The sequence below is a fragment of the Aeromonas sp. 1HA1 genome (assembly GCF_029237385.1).
Classification (GTDB): domain Bacteria; phylum Pseudomonadota; class Gammaproteobacteria; order Enterobacterales; family Aeromonadaceae; genus Aeromonas; species Aeromonas popoffii.
In genome coordinates this window covers 1-3,731 of the sequence record NZ_JAACGC010000133.1, presented here as the reverse complement: position 1 = coordinate 3,731, position 3,731 = coordinate 1, and the positions used below count along the sequence as shown (strand labels likewise).

General features: G+C 40.3%; 2 protein-coding genes and 1 pseudogene. 1 reads left to right on the top strand and 2 read right to left on the bottom strand.

The window, feature by feature from the left end; translation table 11 throughout:
• Window positions 1-316 precede the first annotated feature (316 nt).
• Window positions 317-414 (bottom strand): annotated as a pseudogene (locus GWQ22_RS20940) (IS1 family transposase); the annotation flags it as partial.
• Between the two features lie 222 nt (window positions 415-636).
• Between GWQ22_RS20940 and GWQ22_RS20935 the strand changes: the two are divergent.
• Complete coding sequence (locus GWQ22_RS20935) at window positions 637-3,258, top strand: TrlF family AAA-like ATPase (protein WP_275931555.1); 2,622 nt, start codon at window positions 637-639, stop codon at window positions 3,256-3,258.
• Between the two features lie 339 nt (window positions 3,259-3,597).
• On the opposite strand, the gene GWQ22_RS20930 is transcribed toward GWQ22_RS20935, so the two are convergent.
• Window positions 3,598-3,731 (bottom strand): transposase domain-containing protein (locus tag GWQ22_RS20930; RefSeq protein ID WP_275929495.1); only part of this gene is annotated, 134 nt, incomplete at its 5' end.

Sequence of the window (3,731 nt, the reverse complement as noted above, 5' to 3'; positions counted from 1 at the left end):
AGGGATTTGCGCTGCTGACGTTGGTAGCGAACAACGTGAAATTCAAGGACGGAGTAAAGGTGCTGGAGGAGTCAGACAGGAGTGCCGCCTGACCGACGCCATACACCAGATTTGACAATAGCTCCATGGCTGGCGTGAGCATGGTTGTCTGGGAATTCCCCCCGTATTACTGGACGGAGAGACTGTCGTTCAATAGAGATTGGTACCGGATCCGACGGTAAGCCAACGGGGCGTGGCTACGGCCTAAGTAAGGATGAATCTTTATTGCTCGGTATGACACTTTGATACTTGGTATGGCACTTTATTACTCGCCAACACCAGCAGGGGTCTTCCCATGGCGATATATGTGGTCAGAGTTGCAACGAGGACAGTGAACGGTGATGGATGCCATGAAGAGCTGAGCCTCAAAAGCACCCATCATACCGATTCAACCGATCGAAGGCATCACCGAATCGCGTACATCGTCCCATTAGATGAGAAATCTTATCACTACGGATGGGACGCCAGAAACGGAATTGAGGTTGATGCTGAACAGGAGGACTAAACGCAATCAATCACAGAGTAACAAATGACATAAACAATCGGTTTCGTTAAAATGGATTAAGTTTCTGTTTTAATTGAAAGGTTGGATGTTATATGACTTTTGGAGCAAGGTTTCATCGTGGAGATCTCCACATTCACAGTTATGGTTCTGGCGGTTCATATGATGTCACTGATGCTCATATGACACCGGAAAATATTATTGCAAAGGCAATAGAGAAAAACCTTTCAATCATAAGCATCACTGATCACAACAAGATTAGCAATTCTATTGATGCGGTAAATATAGCTGAAGACAGAAAAGACTTACTCGTTGTTCCAGGAATAGAAATATCCACAACTCAAGGGCATCTACTCGCCTACTTCCCCACAACTCAAGATCTAGAAAATTTCTACGGTAAACTGAACTTCGACCCCGATAAGAAATTTTCAACGCAAGGAATCTACGAGTGTTTAGAGTATGTCAAAAAATATAATGGTTTCGGTATGTTAGCTCATATTGAGGTTAATTCTGGGTTCGAACTAACCATTGGCAAGTTCAACGAGATCTTCGATTGTGCCTTTCAACATCCCTCAATATTTGCGTTAGAAATCAGAAATCATGAATCGGTAAATTTCTATACACAGGATGATGATAATCCAGATAGAAAACATGCCATGAAGAAAAGAAACCAAATCCTTGGCTTACCTGACTGTTATAAGTTAGCCAAAGTGATGTCTTCAGATGCCCATTCTATGAATGCATTTGGTAAAAATGCGTCTGGTTCTGATCGCCTAACCCGTTTCAAGTTAGATGAATTAAGCTTCGATGGATTACGAATTGCCCTGATGAGTCATGATTCTCGGGTTAGGCTTGAGGATGATGTTCCTATCGCCCTACCGAGATTCAAAGAAATCAAAGCATCAGGAGGGATTCTTGATGGGATGTCTATCGAACTAAGTAATAATATGAACTGTATTATTGGTGGTCGTGGTACAGGTAAATCTACTCTTGTGACCGCTATCCAAGAAGCATCAAACAACCCTGTGGATACCACCGCAGTCCAAAAAAGTAATGCGTGGCCATCAAAAATTGAACTGACATACGAAAATGAAGCTGGTCAGGAGTTCAAATACGTTCTTGAACACGGCAACTTGACTTGCATAGATGGAGATTCTAATGAGATCAACGCTCAAGTTCCGTTGGAAGCTTACTCTCAGGGTTTTACTACATTTTCAAGTAATGGTGATGAGGACGATAAAGACAAAAAGCTTCTGAAATTCTTCGATGGGTTCACAAATGTTCAGCACCTAAAAGATGAAGATCGCTCAAAAATAGTACAAATATCTACAAATTTCGAGCAGTTACAGAGTTTAACTAATGAAGTCGCCGAAAAATCTAATGTAGACAAAGAACTACAAGAATTACAGAGCAAGAAATCCGCATACGAAAAACAGAATGTTGGTGAGTTGATGAGGCTTCATTCTAGTTTGGTCGAGGAAGAGGCACTACGAAAAGAGTTAGAGGAAACACTCGGTGCATTGAGCAAAAGATATAAGCAAGTCTTATCTGATAAGGATGAAATTACCGAACTACTCAACATAGATAGAACCAAAGTTCATGTTGGTAAAGAACATGTCGATAATGTATTGAGTATCGTCCAAGAGTTCTCTGATATCGTTGACAGACACCAAAAAGAGTTAAGTGAAGAGCTAGAACAAAAACTGATCGTACTCAGACATGAGGTTATAGCTTGGCGTGGCAAAGAAGGAACAGCGAAGCAACAAATTGAAGTCAAAAAGAAAGAATTAGACGATAAGAAAATTCCCTATGATGAAGGAAAATTTGTCACTCTATCCAATGATATTACTAGACTTCAACAAAGACATAAAGATATTCAAAAATCAGCCAATAGGCTAAGTGAAATTAAAACTGAAAGAGAAAACCTTTCTAAAGAACGAGATAGAATTAGCAAAGAAATACAGAAAAACAGACTGAAGTTTTGTACACGAGTTAACCAAGATTTATCTGGTTCTTTTGATGGGTTGTTTGTACAAGCAAAAGTTGGTGTAGGATATCTTTCCAAAGAGTTCTCAAAATTCATCAAAGATGCTACTGGTTGGTATAGATGGGCAAATAGTGACAAAATTGCCAATTCAATATCACCTCTTGAGTTTTACAAGAATATGAAATTCAAGAGATATGATTTCTTATCTACATTAGGGTTGAGCGAAGTTGAGATTGAAGATGTTAAGACGAAAATTTGCGGCTTAAGACTGGAGGAAGTTCTATCTATCCCATTCAGAGAAAGACCTAAATTGACTGTCACACGCCATAACAAATCTCAACGAGACGCAGATGTTAAAGATATCAGTGAGTTGAGTTTGGGACAGCAACAATCAATTATGTTGTCTATCCTAATCCAATCAAACAGTAATCTCCCTCTAATCATCGATCAACCAGAGGATAACCTAGATTCAGAGTTCATCTTCAATAGTGTGGTTTCTAATCTTCGTCGTTGTAAAGAGAAAAGACAGATTATCGTTGTCACACACAACTCAAACATAGGAGTTCTTGGGGACGCAGAGTTAGTGATACCGCTTGTTGCGTCTAATGATAAATCGTCTATCGTTGGCATGGGGTCGATAGACAACCGAGTAACTCAGGATCAATGCTGTGAAATACTCGAGGGTGGTAGAAGAGCATTCTCAACAAGAAAAGAAATTTATAGAATTTGATCTGTATGTTCGGGCTAGGGTTATCCCTAGCCCATTTTAATTTAGGGGGCTGGTTCGAAAGCATTGGGAAAGGTACGAAAGATCAGTCCGTTATCCAATCATTATTTTTTATAATGCAAAATCGATATGTCTAAACCGAATTAGAGTAAATAAACTAACTGATTTTGGGGCATTTTCGATTTAGGAATGGCAGCGTATCGATTGCGATCGCTGCCATTTTAGTATGAGACTTTATTACTCTCTCACACGTAGGCTTACCGTTATGCTTTTATCTTCTTGCTATCATGCCAAACGCTACACATTGCTACTCATGTAAAGCGTAAGCGCCGTTAAATCGACCTACTTACCTTTACCGTATTGCGCCACTTTTTTTGCAATCGGCTCCAGCGGGACGTTCCATGGCAGCAGGGCTTCGAGCTTTTCCAGGGTATCGGCCTCGCCAATCCGCTCCAGCACATAGTTGATATAGGCTG

Bases quoted from the DNA above. Each gene is read 5' to 3' on its own strand.
- GWQ22_RS20935 (WP_275931555.1), top strand. From the start codon at position 637: ATGACTTTTGGAGCAAGGTTTCATCGTGGAGATCTCCACATTCACAGT.